This window comes from Pseudomonas sp. F-14 TE3482 (assembly GCF_053629455.1).
On the sequence record NZ_JBRJII010000001.1, the window covers coordinates 2001306 to 2021313 of the forward strand.

General features: G+C 60.0%; 19 protein-coding genes. 7 read left to right on the forward strand and 12 right to left on the reverse strand.

Going from position 1 to position 20008, the window contains the following annotated elements; translation table 11 throughout:
* Window positions 1-33 precede the first annotated feature (33 nt).
* The 8 genes from ppa to exaC form a co-directional block, all read right to left on the reverse strand.
* Window positions 34-561, reverse strand: a complete 528-nt coding sequence (ppa, locus tag AB7M26_RS09000) for an inorganic diphosphatase (protein WP_008052339.1) — start codon at window positions 559-561, stop codon at window positions 34-36.
* 113 nt (window positions 562-674) lie between these two features.
* The gene (locus AB7M26_RS09005) at window positions 675-1487 is read right to left on the reverse strand and encodes a M90 family metallopeptidase (protein ID WP_123498522.1); all 813 of its coding nucleotides are present in this window, start codon (window positions 1485-1487) and stop codon (window positions 675-677) included.
* Window positions 1488-1493: 6 nt separating this feature from the next.
* The gene (locus AB7M26_RS09010) at window positions 1494-2150 is read right to left on the reverse strand and encodes a DedA family protein (RefSeq protein WP_008070178.1); all 657 of its coding nucleotides are present in this window, start codon (window positions 2148-2150) and stop codon (window positions 1494-1496) included.
* Window positions 2151-2492: 342 nt separating this feature from the next.
* Window positions 2493-2954, reverse strand: a complete 462-nt coding sequence (locus AB7M26_RS09015; RefSeq protein ID WP_095633937.1) for a GNAT family N-acetyltransferase — start codon at window positions 2952-2954, stop codon at window positions 2493-2495.
* Between the two features lie 112 nt (window positions 2955-3066).
* Window positions 3067-3891, reverse strand: a complete 825-nt coding sequence (gene eutC / locus AB7M26_RS09020; RefSeq protein WP_185022184.1) for an ethanolamine ammonia-lyase subunit EutC — start codon at window positions 3889-3891, stop codon at window positions 3067-3069.
* 8 nt (window positions 3892-3899) lie between these two features.
* Window positions 3900-5294, reverse strand: a complete 1395-nt coding sequence (locus AB7M26_RS09025; protein WP_429374707.1) for an ethanolamine ammonia-lyase subunit EutB — start codon at window positions 5292-5294, stop codon at window positions 3900-3902.
* A 162-nt stretch (window positions 5295-5456) separates the two neighbouring features.
* Complete coding sequence (gene eat / locus AB7M26_RS09030) at window positions 5457-6827, reverse strand: ethanolamine permease (protein ID WP_123498528.1); 1371 nt, start codon at window positions 6825-6827, stop codon at window positions 5457-5459.
* A 266-nt stretch (window positions 6828-7093) separates the two neighbouring features.
* Window positions 7094-8614, reverse strand: a complete 1521-nt coding sequence (gene exaC, locus AB7M26_RS09035; protein ID WP_052967093.1) for an acetaldehyde dehydrogenase ExaC — start codon at window positions 8612-8614, stop codon at window positions 7094-7096.
* Window positions 8615-9065: 451 nt separating this feature from the next.
* Between exaC and AB7M26_RS09040 the strand changes: the two genes are divergently transcribed.
* From AB7M26_RS09040 to AB7M26_RS09055, 4 genes are all read left to right on the forward strand, one after another.
* Window positions 9066-10985, forward strand: coding sequence for a sigma-54-dependent Fis family transcriptional regulator (locus tag AB7M26_RS09040; RefSeq protein ID WP_123498530.1), 1920 nt, complete (start codon window positions 9066-9068; stop codon window positions 10983-10985).
* 245 nt (window positions 10986-11230) lie between these two features.
* Window positions 11231-12580 carry a UDP-N-acetylmuramate:L-alanyl-gamma-D-glutamyl-meso-diaminopimelate ligase gene (gene mpl, locus AB7M26_RS09045; protein WP_123498532.1) on the forward strand — a complete coding sequence of 450 codons (1350 nt, stop codon included), beginning with the start codon at window positions 11231-11233 and terminating at the stop codon, window positions 12578-12580.
* Complete coding sequence (ubiX, locus tag AB7M26_RS09050) at window positions 12577-13209, forward strand: flavin prenyltransferase UbiX (protein ID WP_007894343.1); 633 nt, start codon at window positions 12577-12579, stop codon at window positions 13207-13209. The genes mpl and ubiX overlap by 4 nt, the downstream gene beginning before the upstream one ends.
* Window positions 13202-13486, forward strand: a complete 285-nt coding sequence (locus AB7M26_RS09055; RefSeq protein WP_123498534.1) for a YceK/YidQ family lipoprotein — start codon at window positions 13202-13204, stop codon at window positions 13484-13486. The genes ubiX and AB7M26_RS09055 overlap by 8 nt, the downstream gene beginning before the upstream one ends.
* A 135-nt stretch (window positions 13487-13621) precedes the next feature.
* Here AB7M26_RS09055 and AB7M26_RS09060 read toward each other — a convergent pair whose 3' ends face one another.
* The 3 genes from AB7M26_RS09060 to AB7M26_RS09070 form a co-directional block, all read right to left on the reverse strand.
* Window positions 13622-14263, reverse strand: coding sequence for an oxidoreductase (locus tag AB7M26_RS09060; protein ID WP_123498536.1), 642 nt, complete (start codon window positions 14261-14263; stop codon window positions 13622-13624).
* A 27-nt stretch (window positions 14264-14290) separates the two neighbouring features.
* Entirely contained in the window at window positions 14291-16006 is a 1716-nt protein-coding gene (locus tag AB7M26_RS09065) for a C13 family peptidase (RefSeq protein ID WP_123498538.1), read from the reverse strand.
* 114 nt (window positions 16007-16120) lie between these two features.
* On the reverse strand, window positions 16121-16576 hold the full coding sequence (locus AB7M26_RS09070) for a MaoC family dehydratase (RefSeq protein ID WP_007894347.1): 456 nt from the start codon (window positions 16574-16576) through the stop codon (window positions 16121-16123).
* Window positions 16577-16770: 194 nt separating this feature from the next.
* On the opposite strand from AB7M26_RS09070, the gene AB7M26_RS09075 reads away from it, so the two are divergent.
* Genes AB7M26_RS09075 through AB7M26_RS09085 form a run of 3 tightly spaced genes read left to right on the forward strand, consistent with a single transcriptional unit; the run spans window position 16771 to window position 18447 of the window.
* Window positions 16771-17133, forward strand: a complete 363-nt coding sequence (locus AB7M26_RS09075) for a CidA/LrgA family protein (protein WP_008070142.1) — start codon at window positions 16771-16773, stop codon at window positions 17131-17133.
* A complete protein-coding gene (locus tag AB7M26_RS09080; protein WP_123498540.1) occupies window positions 17130-17846 on the forward strand; it encodes an LrgB family protein in 717 nt (238 codons plus the stop codon). Before AB7M26_RS09075 ends, AB7M26_RS09080 begins: the two co-directional genes overlap by 4 nt.
* A 10-nt stretch (window positions 17847-17856) precedes the next feature.
* Window positions 17857-18447, forward strand: a complete 591-nt coding sequence (locus tag AB7M26_RS09085; RefSeq protein ID WP_123498542.1) for an LON peptidase substrate-binding domain-containing protein — start codon at window positions 17857-17859, stop codon at window positions 18445-18447.
* An 85-nt stretch (window positions 18448-18532) separates the two neighbouring features.
* Here AB7M26_RS09085 and AB7M26_RS09090 read toward each other — a convergent pair whose 3' ends face one another.
* Complete coding sequence (locus AB7M26_RS09090; RefSeq protein ID WP_123498544.1) at window positions 18533-19849, reverse strand: bifunctional DedA family/phosphatase PAP2 family protein; 1317 nt, start codon at window positions 19847-19849, stop codon at window positions 18533-18535.
* Window positions 19850-20008 lie beyond the last annotated feature (159 nt).

The following is a 20008-nucleotide window of genomic DNA, read 5'->3' on the forward strand; positions in this document are numbered from 1 at the left end:
CAAACGTCGCAGCTAGCAGCTTACCGCGGCTTCTCAGCCTTTATAGGCAGCAACCGACTTGGTGATCGCGTCGCGGGCGGCATCTGCGCCGGCCCAGCCTTCGATCTTCACCCACTTGCCTTTTTCGAGATCTTTGTAGTTCGCGAAGAAGTGCTCGATCTGCTGAATCAGCAGCGGAGGCAGATCGGTGTATTCCTTCACGTCGACGTACAGCTGGGACAGCTTGTCGTGTGGAACCGCGATCACTTTGGCGTCACCGCCGCCGTCGTCGGTCATGTTCAGGATGCCGACTGGACGCGCGCGGATTACCGAGCCTGGGGCTACCGGGTAAGGGGTCACGACCAGCACGTCGAGGGGGTCACCGTCGTCGGCCAGGGTGTTGGGAATGTAACCGTAGTTGGCCGGGTAGAACATCGGGGTGGCCATGAAACGGTCAACGAACAGGCAATCGCTGTCTTTGTCGATTTCGTATTTGATCGGCGCGTGGTTGGCCGGGATCTCGATCGCGACGTAGATGTCGTTCGGCAGGTCTTTGCCAGCCGGAATCTTGCTGTAGCTCATTGGGCGGTGCCCCCGTTAGTTGACCAGAAAAACTTGGCCGGATTGACCAAAAAGTGGCGGCGATTATAGGCATATTCTGCCACCGTTGCCATGCGCCAGAGGTCGTGTAGACCTTAGTCGTGTGCCTGATAGACCGGGTTTTCAGCCAGAAGTTGCCGTAGCCGGGCCAGCGGATCCTGCCGATAAAACAACTTCAGCTGCTGATAAACCTGTGGATATGCCTCATGCAGCAAGTCCGGTGCGCTGAAGAAGTATTCGCTGGTGACGGCGAAGAACTCGGCGGGGTTTTCCGCTGCGTAGGGGTCGATGGCGGTTTCGGCGTCCGGGTTGCGGTCCAGTTGCCGGTCGAGGTCGTCATAGGCTTCTTGCATGATTCTGGCCCAGTCGCTGACGCGCATATCGGTATGCAGCGGTGGCAAGCCATTGGCGTCGCCGTTGAGCATGTCGAGTTTGTGCGCGAGTTCGTGGATCACCAGGTTGTAGCCTTCCCAGCCACCACTGGCCATCACGCCAGGCCAGGCGAGGATGATCGGGCCTTGCTGCCAGGCTTCGCCGCTGTGTTCGCCGTCCCATTCGTGTTCGACGCCGCTGGCATCGCGATGGCGCTGGGGGCTGAGGAAATCGTCGGGGTAGAGGATGATTTCGTGAAAGCCCTGATACCAGTTCAGATCGCCCAGATGCAGCAGCGGCAATTGGGCCTGGGCGGCGAGCAGCAGGCGTTGCTCCTGGTGAAGCTCGACGCCGGGCAGGGCGGTCAGGTGTTTGTCTTGCAGGAACAGCACGCAGGCTTCCCGCAGCCACTGGTCTTCGGCTGCGCTGATGCCATCGAGAAAGCTCAGGTGATGGCGCACCCGTTGCCACATGTCATCGGCAATCGGATGCCTGGCCAAGGTGCGCCGGCGTCGCCAGGCGCTAAGGGACCACATCGTGAGTCAGCGGGGTTCGGCTTTGGACGCGGCATGCCCGAGGCGGCTGCGGATCACGCTGATGATCATCGGCAGCAGCGACAGCAGGATGATGCCCACTACCAGCAGCGACAGGTTTTTCTTGATGAACGGTACGTTGCCGAAGAAGTAACCGAGGGTGACCAGGCCGCCCACCCAGAGGATGGTTCCGAGAACACTGAAGGCAAAGAAACGCGGGTAGGGCATTTTGCCGACACCGGCGACGAACGGGGCAAAGGTACGGATGATTGGCATGAAACGCGCCAGGGTCACGGTTTTGCCGCCGTGCTTGTCGTAGAAGTCGTGGGTTTGTTGCAGGTAGTCGCGGCGGAATATTTTCGAGTTCGGGTTGCTGAACAGCTTTTCGCCGGCGGTGCGGCCGATTATGTAGTTGGTGCTGTCGCCGAGAATTGCCGCCAGCATCAGCAGGCCGCCCAGCAGCACCGGGTCCATGCCGCCACCGGCCGCCACGGCGCCGGCGATGAACAGCAGGGAATCGCCCGGCAGGAACGGCATCACCACCAGACCGGTTTCGCAGAAGATCACCAGAAACAGAATGGCGTAAATCCATGCCCCGTAGTTAGTTACCAGCAGGTCGAGGTAAACATCGAGATGCAGGATAAGGTCGATCGGGTTGAAATCCATGGAAAGCACCTGTGGTGATGGCCCGACTCTGCAGGCCTGTGCGGATGGCTTCGCGTAAGACTACAGCTAAGTGTGATTTTTCTTACGAGCCGGAAGAATGGGCATTATACGGGGAGAGAAGTGAAAAACGCCTCGAGTTTGTAGCGGGGGATGTCGATGGAACGATCATAGGCCTGTTGGCATTGCACAATCTTTGTGGCAAGGGGGCTTGCCCCCGTTGGGTTGCGAAGCGACCCCTAAACCAGGTAGTCACGGTTTTTCAGAGATACACCGCATGCTCAGGTTTTACGACGGCTGCGCCGCCGAGCGGGGGCAAGCCCCCTCGCCACAAAGCCCCAGTGCTTACAGCTCCTCACTGATCGGCAACACGTAGTTCTTGAACTCGGTGTCTTCCCTGAACCCGATGGATTCGTAGGTTTTCTGCGCGACTTCGTTGTTGCTGCTGGTGGAAACGCGCATGCGCACCGCATTGGTTTCCTTGGCCATTTTTTTCGCGGTGCGGATCAGGTTGTCGGCCACCAACTGGCGGCGGGCGTCTTCGGCGACGTAGATGTCGTTGAGGATCCACACGCGTTTAAGCGAAAGAGACGAAAAGCTGGGATACAACTGACAGAAACCCATCAGTTTGTTGTTGTCGTCATCGGCCAGGGCCAGGTAGATCACCGACTCCTTGCGCCGCAGGCGTTTCTCGAGGAACGCCCGGGACGAGTCCGGATACGGCAGGGAACCGTAAAACTCACGATATTTGACGAACAACGGGGTCAGCAGGTCGAGGTGTTCGAGGGTCGCTTGAATAATCCGCATGGTAGGTCTCGTCTTCAAGTGGCTGTCTTACGTGGTGACGGCGACGGGAAACCCTGGCGGCCGTGCATCGATCCTGCCTGAAACCTGAATAGAAACGCAATGCGGAAACGGTTCAGGTATCCGACGGGCTCAGTAGGAAATTACCTTTCATATCTGCACCAATGTCCGACTCCAGCGTCTGAACCTGGGCTTCGTCCTTCAGACTGACCCCCGATAACTGCCGCCGACAGGCTTCGCGCATTAAATACAGCAAGCGGTGTGCCGCCATGCCGTAACTCAAGCCTTCGAGCCGGACATTCGAGATGCAGTTGCGATAGGCGTCTGTCAGTCCGACTTTGGGATTATAGGTGAAATACAACCCCAGGCTGTCTGGCGAGCTCAAGCCGGGGCGTTCGCCGATCAAAATGACCACCATTTTCGCGCCTAATAGCTCGCCAATCTCGTCGGCCACTGCAACTCGGCCCTGTTCCACCAGAATCACCGGCGACAGGGACCAACCCTCAGCGGCTGTCTGTTCTTCCATGCGCGCCAGAAACGGTAAGGTGTGGCGATGAACGGCCAATGCCGAGAGGCCATCGGCCACCACGACCGCCAAGTCCACCCCGCCAGGATGATTCCGAGCATAGTCGCGCAGGGTCTGCGCCGACTCATCACTCAACTTGCGCCCCAAATCGGGGCGCTGCAGATAGCTGTTCCGGTCCGTGGCGGCGCTGTGCAACAGCAAACTCTCACGTCCACGCTCGGCCAGTTGCGAACTGAGCCCCCTGTGATCGAATGGCAGATGCACCGCATCCCGGGCCTGTGCATGGGCGTACTGAAAATCCAGCTGCGCGCTGGTCGGCATACTGGTGCCTGTACGACCGAGGGCAATACGTGCCGGGGTCAGGCGACGCAGTTCCAGCAATGGGTTTTGCGGATCGACAGGTGGTTTATCCATCTCAATACTCATCCCAGTTGCGCCATGGCTTGGCGGAAGGCCGGTGGCAGGTTGTCGCCGAAGTGAATTTGGCCGTCTGCCTGGGTAAAGATGCCCATGTTCGCCAGCCACTGTTCAAACTCCGGCGCCGGTTTCAGGCCCAGGGTTTTGCGGGCGTAGAGGGCGTCGTGGAACGACGTGGTCTGGTAATTGAGCATGATGTCGTCAGAGCCGGGGATGCCCATGATGAAGTTGATCCCGGCCACGCCCAGCAGGGTCAGCAGGGTGTCCATGTCGTCCTGATCGGCTTCGGCGTGATTGGTGTAACAGATGTCGCAACCCATGGGCACGCCCAGCAACTTGCCGCAGAAGTGGTCTTCGAGGCCGGCGCGGATGATCTGTTTGCCGTTGTAGAGGTATTCCGGGCCGATGAAGCCTACGACGGTGTTCACCAGAAACGGTTTGAAATGGCGTGCCACGGCGTAGGCGCGGGTTTCGCAGGTCTGTTGATCGATGCCGTGATGGGCGTTGGCCGACAAGGCGCTGCCCTGGCCAGTCTCGAAATACATCAGATTCTGGCCCAACGTGCCGCGATTCAGGCTCAAGCCTGCGTCATAGCCTTCCTGCAAGACGTTTAGGTTGATACCGAAACTGGCGTTGGCCGCTTCAGTGCCGGCGATCGACTGGAACACCAGGTCCAGCGGAACGCCGCGATTCACCGCCTCGATGGAGGTGGTGACGTGGGTCAGCACGCAGGCCTGTGTAGGAATTTCGTAACGCTGGATGATCGCATCGAGCATTTCCAGCATGGCGCAGATCGAAGCGATGCTGTCGGTGGCCGGGTTGATGCCGATCATCGCGTCACCGTTGCCGTACAGCAAGCCGTCGAGAATGCTCGCGGCGATACCGGCCGGTTCGTCGGTGGGGTGATTGGGTTGCAGGCGTGTCGAGAGCCGGCCGCGCAAGCCCAGAGTGCCGCGGAATTTCGTGACCACGCGGATTTTCTGCGCCACCAGCACCAGGTCTTGCACGCGCATGATCTTCGACACGGCGGCGGCCATTTCCGGGGTCAGGCCCGGGGCGAGGGCGCGCAGGCTCTGTTCGTCGGCGGCGTCGCTGAGCAGCCAATCGCGAAAGCCACCGACAGTGAGGTGGCTGACCGCTTTAAAAGCTTGCTTGTCGTGGGTGTCGATGATCAGCCGGGTGACTTCATCGGTCTCGTAAGGAATCAATACTTCCTGTAGGAAATGAGTCAGCGGGATGTCAGCCAGGGCCATCTGCGCGGCCACGCGCTCGCCATCATTGAGGGCGGCAACGCCAGCCAGAAAGTCCCCGGAGCGCGCCGGGCTGGCTTTGGCCATGACGTCTTTCAGACTGTCGAAGCGGTAGGTCTGGGCGCCGACGGTATGGGCAAATACGGCCATGGTGTCCTCCTGATTAATTGATGACCTGTAGGAGCGGGGCTTGCCCGCGAAAAACGATAACGCGGTGTATCAGTCAGACCGCATCATGCCCTTCGCGGGCAAGCCTCGCTCCTACAGGAATGGGGCGCTCCCAAATAGGGCGTGCGCCCGGCGCCGGTGCAATTAGATACCTTCGAGCATTGCATCCGCCGGCGCGTCGGAACGCTGCTTGGCCGTCAGTTGGAAATACAGGTAGCCGGCCGCCATGAACCCGAGGAACACACACCCGATCAAGGTGTTGAACCACGCCATCGCCACCAGGCACACCACGGCCAGAAACAGCGCGATCCCCGGCACGATAGGGTAGCCCGGTGCGCGGAAGGTACGCTCCAGGTTCGGCTCGGTTTTACGCAATTTGAACAGGCTCAGCATACTGATGATGTACATCACGATGGCGCCGAATACCGACATGGTGATCATTGCCGCCGTCAGCGTCATGCCCTGCAGGTTGACCAGGCCGTCGCTGTAGATTGCCGCGATGCCGATTACGCCGCCCGCCAGAATCGCCCGGTGCGGCGTCTGGAAGCGCGACAGCTTGGCCAGCCCTTTGGGCAGGTAACCGGCGCGAGCCAGGGCGAAGAACTGTCGCGAGTAGCCAAGAATGATCCCGTGGAAGCTCGCCACCAGGCCGAACAGGCCGATCCAGACCAGCATGTGCATCCAGGTTGAATCGTTGCCGACCACGGCTTTCATCGCCTGAGGCAGCGGATCGTTGATGTTCGACAGTTGGCGCCAGTCGCCGACGCCGCCAGCCATCACCATGACGCCGATGGCCAGGAACACCAGGGTCAGAATGCCACTGACGTAAGCCCTGGGAATCGTGCGTTTCGGGTCCTTGGCTTCTTCGGCGGCCATGGCTGCGCCTTCAATGGCGAGGAAGAACCAGATTGCGAAAGGTATTGCCGCAAAGATGCCGGGGATCGAGGCCATGGTGAATTCGTTGGAACCCGACCAACCATTGAGCACGAAATTGCTGAAGCTGAAGCCCGGTGCGACCACGCCCATGAACACCAGCAATTCGGCGACCGCCAGCACGGTGACCACCAATTCGAACGTGGCAGCGATGCTCACGCCGAGGATATTCAAGCCCATGAACACGAAATAGGCACCAACAGCAGCGATCTTCGGGTCAAGTTCCGGGTATTGCACGTTGAGGTAAGCGCCGATGGCCATGGCAATTGCCGGTGGCGCAAAGACGAATTCGATCAGGGTCGCAATGCCGGCGATCAGTCCGCCTTTTTCGCCGAAGGCCCGTCGGCTATAGGCAAACGGCCCGCCAGCGTGGGGAATGGCGGTGGTCAATTCGGTGAAACTGAAGATAAAGCAGGTGTACATCGTCGCCACCATCAGGGCGGTGACGAGAAAACCCAGGGTCCCCGCGGTGCCCCAGCCGTAACTCCAGCCGAAGTACTCGCCGGAAATCACCAGGCCGACGGCAATGCCCCATAGGTGCAGGGTGCCGAGTGTGGGTTTGAGCTGTGTAGTAGAAGTCATAAGTCCTCTCTGTCTTTTTTATTGTTTGATCTGTTGGACTTTCGGGTATGGCGTTTTAGGTGTAGAGCGGGCACGCAAAGCCCATGCCAGACAGGCAGGGCGATGATTTACGGTGCGTTTAAGGACGCCATCGCGGGCAAGCCCGCTCCCACAGGGTTATGGGATAAATTCACCTGTTGGGGTTGACCCAAATCACTGTGGGAGCGGGCTTGCCCGCGATGACCATCTGAAGGGCGATACAGAACTACCTGTATCGCCCCCGGTTTTTAGAAGAAGCCCAACGGATTGATGTCGTAGCTCACCAGCAGGTTTTTGGTCTGCTGATAGTGATCGAGCATCATCTTGTGGGTTTCACGGCCGACGCCGGACTTTTTGTAACCACCGAACGCGGCGTGAGCCGGGTACAGGTGATAGCAGTTGGTCCACACACGACCGGCCTTGATGGCGCGGCCCATGCGGTAGGCGCGGTTGATGTCGCGGGTCCAGAGGCCGGCGCCCAGGCCGAACTCGGTGTCGTTGGCGATGGCCAGGGCTTCGGCTTCGTCCTTGAAAGTGGTGATGCTCACCACCGGGCCAAAGATTTCTTCCTGGAACACGCGCATTTTGTTGGTGCCCTTGAGCAGGGTCGGCTGGATGTAATACCCGGTCGCCAGGCTGCCCTCGAGTTTTTCCACTTTGCCGCCGGTCAACAACTCGGCGCCTTCGCCCTTGGCGATTTCCAGGTACGAAAGGATTTTGTCGAATTGCTGCTCGGATGCCTGGGCGCCGACCATGGTGTCGGTGTCCAGCGGGTCGCCACGTTTGATTTGCAGGACTTTGTTCATGACCACTTTCATGAACTCGTCGTAGATCGACTCTTGCACCAGGGCGCGGGACGGGCAGGTGCAGACTTCGCCCTGGTTGAAGAACGCCAGCACCAGGCCTTCAGCCGCTTTCTCGATGAAAGTCGGTTCGGCTTGCATGATGTCTTCGAAGAAGATGTTCGGCGACTTGCCCCCCAGTTCCACGGTGGACGGAATGATGTTCTCGGCGGCGCATTTCATGATGTGCGAGCCGACCGGGGTCGAACCGGTGAAAGCGATCTTGGCGATGCGCTTGCTGGTGGCCAGGGCTTCCCCGGCTTCTTTGCCGAAGCCTTGCACCACGTTGAGCACGCCGGGTGGCAGCAGGTCGCCGATCAGTTCCATCAGCACGGTAATGCCCAGTGGCGTTTGCTCGGCCGGTTTAAGGACCACGCAGTTACCGGCGGCGAGGGCCGGAGCAAGTTTCCAGGCGGCCATCAGGATCGGGAAGTTCCACGGAATGATCTGCCCGACCACGCCCAGAGGTTCATGGATGTGATAGGCCACGGTGTTGCCGTCGATCTCGGCGGCGCTGCCTTCCTGGGCGCGGATGCAACCGGCGAAGTAGCGGAAGTGGTCCGCGGCCAGCGGGATGTCGGCGTTGAGGGTTTCGCGAACGGCCTTGCCGTTGTCCCAGGATTCGGTGATCGCCAGCACTTCCAGGTTCTGTTCGATGCGATCGGCGATTTTCAGCAGGACCAGCGAGCGTGCCTGGGCGGACGTGGCGCCCCAGGCATCGGCGGCGGCATGGGCAGCGTCCAGGGCCTTTTCGATGTCTTCGGCCGTGGAACGCGGGAATTCGGCAATAGGTTGGCCGTTGACCGGCGATGTATTGGTGAAGTACTGACCTTTGACAGGCGCGACGAACTCGCCGCCGATGTAGTTACCGTATTTGCTCTTGAACGAAACGATAGCGCCTTCAGTACCGGGGTGAGCGTAACGCATGGTGATTTCTCCTTGGCTTTTGTGCTTATAAGGGAGGACGCGCTAAAGCGCTGCATTAAGCGTAGAGCAAAGGTCGGGCCACTGCGCTGCAGATCAGGTAAATCAAGGCCTTGCGTGTTTTTTGTCGGACGAATGGGCAGCGTTTGTGACGCTTGCGGTACAGCCCCTGTGACACTTTGTACCGTTTGTGGCGCAGGCTGTGACTGGCGGGTCTTGCCAGCATTGCAATGCGTCGATGGCTGGAGGATGCTGGGCCTCAAAATTGCCACACTGGTAATCCTCTGTGGCGAGGGAGCTTGCTCCCGCTGGGCTGCGAAGCAGCCCCAAAATGTCTGCCGGTCATGATTTTTGGCGAGCGCTTCGCACTCGAGCGGGAGCAAGCTCCCTCGCCACAAGGTGTGTGCCAGCCTCTTAGCGGGGGCAGCACAGCTATCGGGGAGAATAATAAGAAATGCACGATAACCATTTGAGTCGCCATGCCCAGCAAGTGCTGACCGTGACCCAAGGCAAATCCCACCTGCACGGTCCCGGCAGCGATCCGTCCATTGCCCGTTCCTGGCTGCGTTGTCTTGAGGATTATCACCTCGACCCGGCCCTGACCATGGCGCCGACGGTACTGGAGCATGGCCGCGTGCTGGAAAGCCGCGAACGTTTGCAGCAAGTGCTGCAGATCGCCGGCACCGAAATGACCAGCCTCCACCAGCAACTTTCCGGCGCCGGCCACGCGGTGCTGCTGACCGATGCTCGCGGGGTGATCCTCAACTGCGTCACCGCGCCCACCGAACGTAAGATTTTCGAGCGCGCCGGCCTTTGGCTTGGCGCCGACTGGAGCGAAGCCTGCGAAGGCACCAACGGCATCGGCACCTGCCTGGTGGAGCGCCAATCCCTGACCATCCATCAAGACGAACATTTTCGGGGGCGTCACACCGGCCTGACCTGCTCGGCGAGCCCGGTGTTCGATCCGCACGGCGAGCTGCTGGCGGTACTCGACGTGTCTTCGGCGCGTCACGAGGTTTCGCGGCAGAGCCAATTCCACACCATGGCCTTGGTCAATCTGTCGGCGAAGATGATCGAGAGCTGCTATTTCCTGCGTTACTTCGACAATCAATGGTTGCTGCGTTTTCACCTTCAGGCCGAATCCGTCGGGCTGTTCAGCGAAGGGTTGCTGGCGTTTGACGGGGAAGGGCGGATTTGTGCGGTGAACCAGAGTGCGCTGAATTTGCTGGGACATATTCGTGGTGGGCTGTTGGGCAAACCGGTGGAGGCGTTTTTCGACTGCTCGCTGGATGAGTTGCTCGGCCGTGCGAGCGCCAATGCCAGCGCCAGTTGGCCATTGCGCACCCGTGACGGGCGGCGGTTGTTTGCCGTATTGCGCGGGCAGCCGCGCAGTATTCCGGTGCCGGTGGTGCAAAGCCCGATGGTTGCCGAGCGCCCGCGCTTGTCAGGCATTTGCCTGGGCGATGCCGCGTTGCAGGAGGATTTCCGCAAGGCCTTGCGCGTGTTTGAACGGGACGTGCCGTTGCTGATCAATGGCGAAACCGGCTCAGGCAAGGAAGCTTTCGCCAAAGCCGTGCATCAGGCCAGTCAACGGGCAGCACAATCTTTCGTTGCCCTCAATTGCGCGGCGATTCCCGAAAGCCTGATCGAAAGCGAACTGTTCGGCTATCGCGGCGGCAGCTTCACCGGTGCTCGCAAGGAAGGCATGCGGGGCAAGTTGCAGCAGGCCGATGGCGGGACGTTGTTCCTCGATGAAATCGGTGACATGCCGCTGAGCATGCAGACCCGGCTATTAAGGGTGCTGGAAGACCGTCAGGTGGTGCCGATTGGCGGTGAGCCGGAATCGGTCAATGTGCGGATCATCAGTGCCACCCACCGCAATCTGCTTGAACGGGTGCAGGACGGCAGTTTCCGCGAGGATTTGTATTACCGGCTCAATGGACTGGAAGTCGCATTGCCGGCGTTGCGTGAGCGCGCTGACAAATCACAGTTACTCGACTTTTTGCTGGCCGAAGAGGCGGGCGGGGAGACGGTTCTGATTGATGCCCCGGCGCGGCAGGCCTTGCTGGATTTTGCCTGGCCGGGCAATGTGCGGCAGCTGCGCAATGTGCTGCGGACCCTGGCAGCATTGTGTGATGGCGGCCGGATCGGGCTGGAGGATCTGCCGGCGACGATTCGCCAGGCCCGACCGGTGACGGCGTCGGCGGTTGAAGAATCGTCCGAGTATCCGCTGGACGATGCCGAGAGGTTGGCGTTGCTGACGGTGCTGGAGCAGCAGCGCTGGCACATGACCCACACCGCCGAACAGCTGGGCGTCAGCCGCAATACCCTCTATAGAAAGCTGCGCAAACACGGTATCGCCCGCTCTGTCTGACTGATTGAGTCCTGTGGCGAGGGAGCTTGCTCCCGCTCGGCTGCGCAGCAGTCGTAAAGTTGGCAATCGGGTGATCCGAATGACCGCGTTGACTGGTTTTGGGGCTGCTTCGCAACCCAGCGGGAGCAAGCTCCCTCGCCACCAAAAGCGTGCCGGATCAGCCAAACGGTTGCCTCACGCTCAGCTAAAGAGTGCGATTTTCCCCTCCCTACGCTAACCTGCGGCCATGTTTTACGAGGTCGACTATGCACATTCATATTCTTGGTATCTGCGGCACTTTCATGGGTTCGATGGCGGTTTTGGCCAAAGAGCTGGGCCATCACGTGACGGGCTCCGATGCCAACGTCTATCCGCCAATGAGCACTCAGCTGCAAGCCCAGGGCATTGAGTTGACCCAAGGTTACGACCCGGCGCAGCTCGATCCCGCCCCGGACCTGGTGGTGATCGGCAATGCCATGTCCCGCGGCAACCCGGCCGTCGAATACGTGCTGAACAAGGGCCTGCCGTACGTCTCCGGCCCGCAATGGCTGGCCGATCACGTGTTGCAAGGCCGCTGGGTGCTGGCGGTTGCCGGCACTCACGGTAAAACCACCACCAGCAGTATGCTTGCCTGGGTCCTGGAGCACGCGGGCATGAGCCCGGGTTTCCTGATCGGCGGCGTGCCGCAGAATTTCTCGGTGTCGGCGCGTCTGGGTGATACGCCATTTTTCGTGATCGAAGCCGATGAATATGACAGCGCGTTCTTCGACAAGCGCTCGAAATTCGTTCACTACCGCCCGCGTACAGCGATTCTGAACAATCTTGAATTCGACCACGCAGACATCTTCCCTGATCTGGCAGCCATCGAGCGGCAGTTCCACCATTTGGTGCGGACCATCCCGAGCGAAGGCCTGGTGATTCATCCGACCACCGAGCCGGCATTGCTGCGGGTTATCGAAATGGGCTGCTGGACCCCGGTGCAAACCACCGGTGCCGGCGGTCAGTGGCAAGTCAAACTGCTCAGTGAAGACGGCTCGAAATTCGAAGTGATGTTCGAAGGCGCCGTTCAAGGCGTGGTCGAGTGGGACATGACCGGTCAGCACAACGTCGCCAACGCCTTGGCCACCTTGGCCGCCGCACGTCATGTCGGCGTAGTGCCGTCGATGGGCATCGCTGCACTGAGCGCGTTCAAAAGCGTGAAGCGCCGGATGGAAAAGGTCGCGGAAGTGCGTGGCATCACGATCTACGACGATTTCGCTCACCACCCGACCGCCATCGCCACCACCCTCGACGGTCTGCGCAAACGTATTGGCGATGCGCCGCTGATCGCGATCATCGAGCCGCGCTCCAACTCCATGAAGCTTGGCGCGCACCGTGATGGCTTGCCGGAAAGTGTGGTCGATGCCGATCAGGTGATCTGGTATTCCCCGGCCAACCTCGGTTGGGATCTGGGCGCCACAGCAGCATTGTGCACGGTGCCGTCGATCGTCAGCGATTCGCTGGAAGGCATCATCGAGCGCGTGAAGAGCCAGGCTCAGCCCGGCACTCATGTGGTGATCATGAGCAACGGCGGCTTCGGCGGCCTGCACGGCAAACTCGCCGAGGCGCTGCAATGAACAACGGCCCGGAACGCATCACGCTGGCGATGACCGGCGCTTCGGGCGCCCAGTACGGCTTGCGTCTGCTCGACTGCCTGGTGCGTGAAGACCGCGAGGTACACTTCCTGATTTCCAAGGCTGCGCAACTGGTGATGGCCACCGAGACCGATGTCTCGCTGCCGTCCAAACCACAGATGATGCAAGCCTTCCTCACGGAATACACCGGCGCCGCCGCCGGGCAGATTCGGGTGTACGGCAAGGAAGACTGGATGTCGCCAGTGGCGTCGGGCTCTGGCTCGCCAGCGGCGATGGTGGTGGTGCCGTGTTCTACCGGGACCTTGTCGGCTATCGCGACCGGCGCCTGCAACAACTTGATTGAGCGGGCTGCCGACGTGACCTTAAAGGAGCGCCGCCAGCTGATTCTGGTGCCCCGCGAGGCGCCGTATTCGAGCATTCATCTGGAGAACATGCTCAAGCTGTCGAACATGGGCGTGACGATTTTGCCGGCGTCGCCGGGCTTCTATCACCAGCCGCAGACTATCGATGACTTGATCGACTTCGTCGTGGCGCGAATTCTCAACTGTTTGAATATCCCGCAAGACATGCTGCCGCGTTGGGGCGAACACCATTTGAGCAGCGATGAATAAGCTGCTGATCATCCTGCTGGCTTTGCAATTGGCGGGCTGCGCCACCGCGCGCACCCTCGATGCGGCCAAGCCTGGAGCGCCGGTGGTGTATTCGGGGACGCGTCTGGATTTGTATGCGATGAACGGCGGGTGCTGCGCCATGGACCGATTTGGCGCCGAAGCGCCGAGTTATCCGGCTGTTGATCTGCCGGCCAGTGCGTTGCTCGACACGCTGCTGTTGCCGTTGTCGTTGTTGACGGTGATTGGCGTAAGTTTTCAGGCGACTGGCGGATTGTAGGAGAGCGCTTCGCGCTCTATCGCGAGCAGGCTCGCTCCCACATTAGATCTTCAGTGGACACAAAATATGTGAACGCCGCCAATCAAATGTGGGAGCGAGCCTGCTCGCGATGGCGTCCTCTTGGGCGCCGCTGAATTACTTGCCCAACTTGCGCAACTCATCCGACTCGACAATCCGCACGCCATCCTGCTCTTCCAGCGCCAGGCGCCACATGGCGCGGGCCAGTTGGCAGGCTTCGATGCCGTGGTATTTGCCCGGAATCAATTTCGACAATGGGCCGGCAACCCGCTCGCCCAGTCGCGGCTCGACGCGATCGCCCAACAACAGCGAAGGCCGGCAAATGGTCAGCTGCGGCCAATTCTGCGCGCGTAATGCGTGTTCCATCTCGCCTTTGACCCGGTTGTAGAAAATCGAGGATCTGCGATCGGCACCCAAGGCGCTGATCACGATCAAGTGCCGTGCGCCCATTTCTCGCGCACGTTTGGCGAAAGCCACGACCATGTCCAGGTCCACCGCGCGAAACGCTTCCTCGGAGCCGGCCTGCTTGATCGTAGTGCCCAGGCAGCAATAGGCAATGTCGACGCGACCGTTCAATTGCGGCAAAAACACCGTCGGGTCGCCGACCGGGTTTTCCAGGTGAGGATGCTCGGCCAATGGCCGGCGTGAGGGGGCTAATACCCGTGTAATCGTTGGCTCGTTGAGTAGACGGTCAAGCAAATGTTCACCGGTTAACCCGGTAGCTCCGGCAAGCAATACATGCTGAGGCGTCAAGTACATAGTCATTCCCCCTTGATACTATTCAGCTTAGTTGCTCTTTTCATCCTTGCTGATAGAGACACTTTGCAGTGCCTTTCGTGCCTGTTGTTTGCGCAACAGCTGCCAGTGGCTGAGAACGGTTTTCGGCGCCCAGATCTGTGGCTCGGAGGCTTCGAAGCTGTCGGCCAGTTCACGCTCGGCCACGGTGGCACTGGCCAGTTTGAAGGCTTGCTCCAGGTCGTCGGTCTGGTTCAGCGCCTGGGCGAACAGCGCGTCGCCGAAGTACGTGAAGTTGGCTTCTTCCGAACACCCAAAGGACACTCGATCGGCGCGCGAGGCGGTCATGATCAGGGTGCGTTCGTCCTTGAGGGCGGGAATGAAGCCACCGGAATAGCACGATGAAATCACGATAATTTTGTCGCGCTTTTTCAGGGGCGCGAGGACGGCGGCGAGTTCGTCGGCGGGCAGGTCGGCCAGTTCCATGCGTGGCTGGTCGAGCACCAGTTCGTGTTCGCTGTTGCCGTGGCTGGTCAGGTAAATGAACAGCAGGTCTTCCGGGCCGCTGCGTTCGGCCAGGGTCTGGGCGGCGCGGCGCAGGTTTTCCCGGGTGGCCATCGGCCGGTCGCCGAGGTGATCGCGATGGTTGACCAGGCGGATCTGGCCGAAGGCGCCGAAACGGCTGGCGAGCATGTTGGCGACGTAGTCGGACTCGCGCAGGAACACGCTCTGCTTGCCATCGCCGCCGAGGGTCAAGGTGTACAGTTCGACTGCCGAGGTAGAGGCCGGGACATTGGCCAGTGCATCGTCGAGCAAGCGACCTTGAGCCAGCAAACCGAGTTCGAGAGGGTCGGGTAGCAGCTTGCCGTCGGCATCGCGCACGCGCTGACTGTTGACCCAGGTGCCGCTCTGCACCGTGCCATCGGTCAGCACCAAAGTACCTCGGCCCTGATAGTTGTCGCCGTCGAACTGGCCGATATAGAAACTGCCATCGGCCAGGTTCAAGCGACCCTGACCGGTGAAACGCCAGTCGCTGAAGTGACCGATGTAGTGACTGCCATCGGCGCCGATCAACTCGCCCTTGCCGCTGAGCACGCCTTCCTTGAACTGACCGAGCCAGACATCGCCATCGGCGTTCTCGTAGCGGCCCTTGCCGTGCAGTTGATTGTTCTTGAAACCGCCGACATAGATATCGCCATCGGCGCTGTTGAAGGTGCCATTGCCTTCCAGCTGACCGTCGGCGAAATGCCCGGTGAACTGATTGCCGCTGGCATCGCTGCGCTGGCCTTCGCCGTTGGGTTTGCCGTGGGCGAATTGACCCTGGTACTGGCTGCCGTCTGCGAGTTCCAGACGACCGAGCCCTGAATATTGATCGGCCTTGAATTCGCCGCGGTAGGTCATGGCGTTTTCTTTGAGGGTGCCTTCACCGTCGCGTCGACCCGCCTTGAAACCGCCGGTGTAGCTGCTGCCAGTGGTGGTCAGCGTGCCTTGGCCGTCGAATAGCCCTTGCTGGAATTGCCCGCGATAGACCTCGCCGTTGCTGCCATGCCATTCGCCCTGGCCATGCCATTGGCCTTTGTCGAACTGGCCGGCGTACCAGCTGCCGTTCGGGTAATCGATGCGGCCTTGACCTTGCAGCAAACCATTGACCAGATCACCGCGATAGCGTCCGCCATCCGGCAGGCGGGCGTCAGGGGGCAACAGCGATTCGCCATCGCCGCAAGCGGTGAGCAACAGGGTCAAAGCAAGGAGTGCAAGTGAGCGCATAGCGGGATCCGGGCAATTAGGCGACCGAGTATGCCGCAGCTATGTGTCGCATTTATAGAGACACGGCACAGGCACGGCGCGAAACAGCGTGAGCTGCTTCGCATCCGGGATGCTTTACACGAAGCAGAGGGACAGTGGCTCGGCGATATATGCCGGTTTGTCCGACCCTTCAATTTCAAGCGTGGCGGTTGCCTTGAGCAACCATTGGCCGGGTTTCTTCTCGATGACGTCGTTCATGTCAACCTTGAGTCGAACCCTGGAATTGACCTTCACAGGCTGGATGAAACGCACGCTGTCCAGACCATAGTTGACTACCATCTTTGCGCCTTCGGGCAGGATGAGGATGTCTTCCATCAGTTTGGGGATCAGCGACAACGACAGGAAACCATGGGCGATGGTGCTGCCAAAAGGTGTTTGCGCGGCTTTGACCGGGTCGACATGGATGAACTGATAATCACCTGTGGCTTCTGCGAACAGGTTGATGCGTTCCTGGTCGATGGTGAGCCATTCGGAACGTCCGAGTTCCTTGCCGACATAATCTTTGAGCTCTGCAACTGGAACATAGGGCATTGAGACTCTCCTTGGGTCATCGGTTTTATAGTTTTCGAGTGGGGGGATTTGACCTCCCTGCGAACCACTTTAGATCAACATGGCAAATTGCTCCGGTCAACTATCCATGCTTTTGGCGAATGCCGATTCATAGCGTTGGCGTGCTTATAATGCCGGGTCCCTTCTTTGTGGGGAGCACGCGTGGGAGAGAATGGATGTTGTTACGTGGCCTGACCTGGCTGGTGCTTTTTCAATTGCTCGGCACCGCCCTCAACCATTTGTTTTTGCCGGTACTACCGGGGCCGATCATTGGCCTGCTGTTGCTGCTGGGATATCTGATTATCCGCGGTCAAGTCGGCGAGCCGCTAAACCTCGCGGCCAGCAGCCTGCTGCGTTATCTGCCGTTGCTGCTGGTGCCGCCAGCGGTGGGCGTGATGGTTTACGCCGCCGATATCGCCGCGGATTTCTGGGCGATCACCGGTGCGCTGGTGTTGTCGCTGCTGCTATCGATGGCCTTCGCCGGCGTATTGATGCAGCGCCTGGTCAAGCGTCACGCTCATCGCGAGGACGACCAATGATTTTCGATTGGCAGGGCGCCTGGGCGGCGGTGATTCATCATCCGTTGTTCGGTATCGGCATTACGTTGGGCGCGTATCAATTGGTGCTGGCGGCCTACGAGAAAACCCGCTGGATTTTTCTGCAACCGGTACTGGTCTCCATGTTGCTGGTCATCGTTGTCCTGGTGGGTTGCGGCCTGAGCTACGCCGAATATCGCAAGAGCACCGAGATCCTCAGTATCTTGCTCGGGCCGGCCACTGTTGCGCTGGCGGTACCGCTGTACCTCAATCTGCGGCGGATCCGGCAGTTGTTCTGGCCGATATTTACTACGCTGGTGATAGGCGGCGTGGTCGCCACGGGCATGGGTGTGTTGCTGGGCTGGGGCTTCGGCGCCGAACACATGATCCTGATGACCATGGCACCCAAATCGGTCACCTCGCCGATTGCCATGCTGGTGGCAGAGCAGATTGGTGGCGTCGCGGCACTGGCGGCGGTGTTCGTGTTGATTACCGGGGTAATCGGGGCGATCTTCGGGCCGAGTCTTTTGACCCGTCTCGGTGTCCACAGCCCAGAGGCTCGAGGCATGGCCCTGGGCATGACCGCTCATGCGGTCGGCACCTCGGTGGCCTTGCAGGAGAGTGAAGAATGCGGTGCCTTTGCGGCGCTGGCGATGAGTCTGATGGGCGTAGCCACGGCGGTATTCCTGCCGTTGGCGGTGTCGATGGTGGTGTAAGGAAATGTCTATGAGTCTGCCGCTTTTTCCGCTGAACACGGTGCTGTTTCCGGACTGCACCCTCGACTTGCAGATCTTCGAGGCGCGCTACCTGGACATGATCGGTCGCTGCATGAAACAGGGCGGCGGCTTCGGGGTGGTGTGCATCCTCGACGGCAAGGAAGTCGGCATCGCCCCCGAAGGCTACGCACGGGTGGGGTGCGAGGCGCTGATCACCGATTTCCATCAGCAAGACAATGGCCTGCTGGGCATTCGGGTGAAAGGCGGGCGGCGTTTCCACGTTGTGCGCACCGAGGTGCAGCGCGACCAGTTGATCGTCGCCGAAGTCGAATGGCTCAAAGATGAACCCGAACAACCGCTACAGGATGAAGACGCCGACCTGGTCGCGCTGCTCAAGGCCTTGGCGGAACACCCGATGGTCGAAGCGCTGAACATGGGCACCGAAGCGACGGGGCAGCAGTCGCTGGCCAATCAGTTGGCGTACCTGTTGCCATTTGCCGAGGTGGACAAGATAAACCTGCTGCAACTCGATAATCCGCAGCAGCGGCTGGATGCGATTCAGGCGTTGCTGGATGAGTTGCAGGGTGAGTTGTTTGCCTGACGTCCGCTAAAAGATCGCAGCCTGCGGCAGTTAAATTGGCGTACGTCCTGTAGGAGCTGCCGAAGGCTGCGATCTTTTGATCTTTTCAGTACGCATATCTCAACATCGCATGCGGCATATGCCTCAACACAAAGAAACCGAACAACGCCACCAATGAAGGCAACACCAGCCACCAGATTTTCGGCGGCATGGCGGTGAGCGAAGTCTGGCGTTGAGTCAGCCAAAGGCTGGCCGCGCACACGCATGCCGCCAGCATCGCCCCGGCCAGCACATCGGTCGGCCAGTGCGCCCCCAGGTACACCCGTGAAAAGGAAATCGTCAGCGCTGGCAAGCAGCCCACCAACAACCAGGTCAGGCGCATGCGCGGCGGTTGTCCGCGACCGGCCAGCACTGCGAGCGTCAAGAACAATGCGAAAGAGCCCGAGGCATGGCCGCTGGGCATGCTGTAGCTGATCAGTGGATCACTCAGCACTTCCGGGCGCGCACGGGCGAAAAAGTGCTTGGTCGCGGTGTTGCCCAGCGCGGTGAACAGCAGGGTGCCGCCGGCGAAGAGCGCGTGTCGCCATTGTCGTGTCAGCAACAGCAAAACGGTCAGCAGCGCGCTGAGCATAAACATGTTGCGGAATTCACCGATCAGCGTGAACACCACGGCCACTTCATCGAGCATCGGGCTGCGGTGTTCCTGCACCAGCGTCATCACGCCTTGATCAAGAGCGCTCAGGTGCGGATAGCCAATAAACAGCCCCGCCAGAATCAGCAGGCTCATGCTGGTGATGAACATCGTGGCTTTGCGATGCCGGCGCAGGCTGCTGGTGGCACTCAGCCCCACCATCAGTGCAATGCTGCCCGCGACAATTCCGGCCTCGGGCCAGAAACCTTCCGGCAACGGCAATCGAATCGCCGCTCCCGTGGCCCAGCCGGGCAGCAGATACGCAACGCTCCAGCCTGCGGCGGCCAGCAAGCTGACGACGGCGAAGCGCGGGAATGGCATGTCGAACATCCCGGCGACCATCGGCAGCATCGGTCGTAGCGGGCCGATAAAACGTCCAACCAACAGACTGGCAATGCCATAACGCTGGAAATACGCCTCGGCCCCGGCCATCCATTCCGGATGATGGCGCAACCCCGGCAGACGCCGGATGTTCTGGTGGAAATGGCGCCCCAAAAAGTACGAAACAATGTCACCCAACACACCACCGAGCAAACCCAGCAGCAGCGTTTCACCCAATGACAACGCGCCACTGCCGGCCAGCACCGCCACGGCAAACAACAAGACTGTGCCGGGCACGATCAGCCCGGCAATCGCCAGGCATTCAACGCAAGCCACGATGAACACTGCCGCGGCCAACCACTGCGGATTGACCGTCAACCAACCGGTCACGCTATCGAGCCATGGGCCCATAAAAACAACTCCATCTGATTCAATTGGCCCTTGGTGGGCGAACACAATTTAAACAACACCATAAAACCCTGTGGGAGCGGGCTTGCCCGCGATGGCGCCGGGACAGTCAGCATTGATGTTGACCGGTATGGCCCTATCGCGGGCAAGCCCGCTCCCACA

Excerpts from the sequence above, each read along its gene's own strand:
- AB7M26_RS09015 (WP_095633937.1), bottom strand. The coding sequence starts at position 2,954 with ATGCGGATTATTCAAGCGACCCTCGAACACCTCGACCTGCTGACCCCG.
- AB7M26_RS09070 (WP_007894347.1), bottom strand. The coding sequence starts at position 16,576 with ATGCCCTATGTTCCAGTTGCAGAGCTCAAAGATTATGTCGGCAAGGAA.
- AB7M26_RS09080 (WP_123498540.1), top strand. The coding sequence starts at position 17,130 with ATGATTTTCGATTGGCAGGGCGCCTGGGCGGCGGTGATTCATCATCCG.
- AB7M26_RS09065 (WP_123498538.1), bottom strand. The coding sequence starts at position 16,006 with ATGCGCTCACTTGCACTCCTTGCTTTGACCCTGTTGCTCACCGCTTGC.
- AB7M26_RS09085 (WP_123498542.1), top strand. The coding sequence starts at position 17,857 with ATGAGTCTGCCGCTTTTTCCGCTGAACACGGTGCTGTTTCCGGACTGC.
- ppa (WP_008052339.1), bottom strand. The coding sequence starts at position 561 with ATGAGCTACAGCAAGATTCCGGCTGGCAAAGACCTGCCGAACGACATC.
- exaC (WP_052967093.1), bottom strand. The coding sequence starts at position 8,614 with ATGCGTTACGCTCACCCCGGTACTGAAGGCGCTATCGTTTCGTTCAAG.
- eutC (WP_185022184.1), bottom strand. The coding sequence starts at position 3,891 with ATGGATAAACCACCTGTCGATCCGCAAAACCCATTGCTGGAACTGCGT.
- AB7M26_RS09005 (WP_123498522.1), bottom strand. The coding sequence starts at position 1,487 with ATGTGGTCCCTTAGCGCCTGGCGACGCCGGCGCACCTTGGCCAGGCAT.
- ubiX (WP_007894343.1), top strand. The coding sequence starts at position 12,577 with ATGAACAACGGCCCGGAACGCATCACGCTGGCGATGACCGGCGCTTCG.
- AB7M26_RS09040 (WP_123498530.1), top strand. The coding sequence starts at position 9,066 with ATGCACGATAACCATTTGAGTCGCCATGCCCAGCAAGTGCTGACCGTG.
- mpl (WP_123498532.1), top strand. The coding sequence starts at position 11,231 with ATGCACATTCATATTCTTGGTATCTGCGGCACTTTCATGGGTTCGATG.
- AB7M26_RS09055 (WP_123498534.1), top strand. The coding sequence starts at position 13,202 with ATGAATAAGCTGCTGATCATCCTGCTGGCTTTGCAATTGGCGGGCTGC.
- AB7M26_RS09060 (WP_123498536.1), bottom strand. The coding sequence starts at position 14,263 with ATGTACTTGACGCCTCAGCATGTATTGCTTGCCGGAGCTACCGGGTTA.
- AB7M26_RS09010 (WP_008070178.1), bottom strand. The coding sequence starts at position 2,150 with ATGGATTTCAACCCGATCGACCTTATCCTGCATCTCGATGTTTACCTC.
- AB7M26_RS09075 (WP_008070142.1), top strand. The coding sequence starts at position 16,771 with ATGTTGTTACGTGGCCTGACCTGGCTGGTGCTTTTTCAATTGCTCGGC.
- AB7M26_RS09025 (WP_429374707.1), bottom strand. The coding sequence starts at position 5,294 with ATGGCCGTATTTGCCCATACCGTCGGCGCCCAGACCTACCGCTTCGAC.
- AB7M26_RS09090 (WP_123498544.1), bottom strand. The coding sequence starts at position 19,849 with ATGGGCCCATGGCTCGATAGCGTGACCGGTTGGTTGACGGTCAATCCG.
- eat (WP_123498528.1), bottom strand. The coding sequence starts at position 6,827 with ATGACTTCTACTACACAGCTCAAACCCACACTCGGCACCCTGCACCTA.